General features: G+C 58.8%; 1 protein-coding gene and 1 tRNA gene. Both read left to right on the forward strand.

Annotated elements, in window-relative coordinates:
* Positions 1-145 precede the first annotated feature (145 nt).
* Positions 146-1,051 carry a peptidoglycan-binding domain-containing protein gene (locus ABHR76_RS10020; protein ID WP_022094145.1) on the forward strand — a complete coding sequence of 302 codons (906 nt, stop codon included), beginning with the start codon at positions 146-148 and terminating at the stop codon, positions 1,049-1,051.
* A gap of 38 nt (positions 1,052-1,089) precedes the next feature.
* A tRNA-Gln gene (locus ABHR76_RS10025) sits at positions 1,090-1,161 on the forward strand.
* Positions 1,162-1,348 lie beyond the last annotated feature (187 nt).

Raw genomic sequence — 1,348 nt, forward strand, 5'->3', positions numbered from 1 at the left:
TAACTAACGGGGGTTATAAAACCTGTCAGCAGCGTATTTAGGCACAACTTGCTACACTGTTGAGTGCATGTTTATGCATCCCTTTGCGTTGTCTATCCGACAGACGCTCAAATAGTACGAATGGTACGCCGAAAGGGGTTCGTTCATGGAACCTATTACAACGGGCATGCAAGGAGCAGCCGTCGAAGACGTGCAGTCTCGTCTCCTACAGCTCGGCTACACGATTGATGCCGCCGAAGTCACCGACAAGTACTTTGGAGCCACCACTGAGCAGGCCGTCAGCACCTTCAGGCTCGACAGCGGCCTTGCTGCCGGTCATGCCGTCGATATCCCCTGCTGGAGCGCCCTTGTAGACGCTTCGTATAAGCTGGGCGACCGCACTCTCTATCTGCGCATGCCCAATTTCCATGGCGCCGATGTGCAGGCCCTGCAGCGCGCTCTCAACGTTTTGGGCTTTGCCTGTGGCGAAGACGACGGCTACTTTGGTCCGCATACCGAGGCCGCCCTGCAGCAGTTCCAGGAAAATGTCGGCCTGTTTGCCGACGGCATGGCCTTCCAGGACACCTACGCCTACATCAACCGCCTGCACCATGTGTGGGAGGGCAAGCCCTCGGTCACCGAAGCCGAGTCCCGTATCGGTTTTGCTCGCGCCGCCAACGTGCTCGAGCGCTTCCAGATTGCCGTTATCGGCGAGGACCCCATCGCACGCAGCGTTGCGTCGCGCATGTGGAATATCGCCACGGCAACGACCGACAACAGCGGCATGATGCTCTGCGACTCCGAGGTCCCAACCGACGTTGACCTGGTGCTCGAGATCGCAAGCGATGAGCTGCCCGCAGATGCAGCGCCGCGCGCCACGATCGCCCTCGCCGAGTGCCACAACCTGGCCCAGCGCATCCGCACTGCCAATGTCGCCGCACAGCAGAAGCCGGCACGCATTCGCATTGAGCTCACGGGCATGACGCGCTACAACGGCACCTTCACGGCCAGCGACGCGCAGACACTCGCCGTACGCCTGCTCGATGGCGTTTGCGATGCCCTCGCAGATTAGGTAAACTAAACGAGTTGCTTTTGGGCAACACCACACATTGGGACGTAGTTCAACGGTAGAACTCCGGTTTTTGGTGCCGGCTGTTGGGGGTTCGAATCCCTCCGTCCCAGCCCTTAAGAACACAGCGCTCCAGGCCCTTATGAACCTGGAGCGCTTTCTTGTGGGCAAGCGGAGGAATTCGAACCCGCAAGGAATCTACCTATATAAGACAGACGCCCCAGGCCCATAACGACCAAGAGCGCCTTGCATCTAGAATTATCAGCCCTGTTCCGAAAAGCGAGCCGCATGCGACAACCA

It is taken from the genome of Collinsella aerofaciens (assembly GCF_039752985.1).
Classification (GTDB): Bacteria; Actinomycetota; Coriobacteriia; order Coriobacteriales; family Coriobacteriaceae; genus Collinsella; species Collinsella aerofaciens_BT.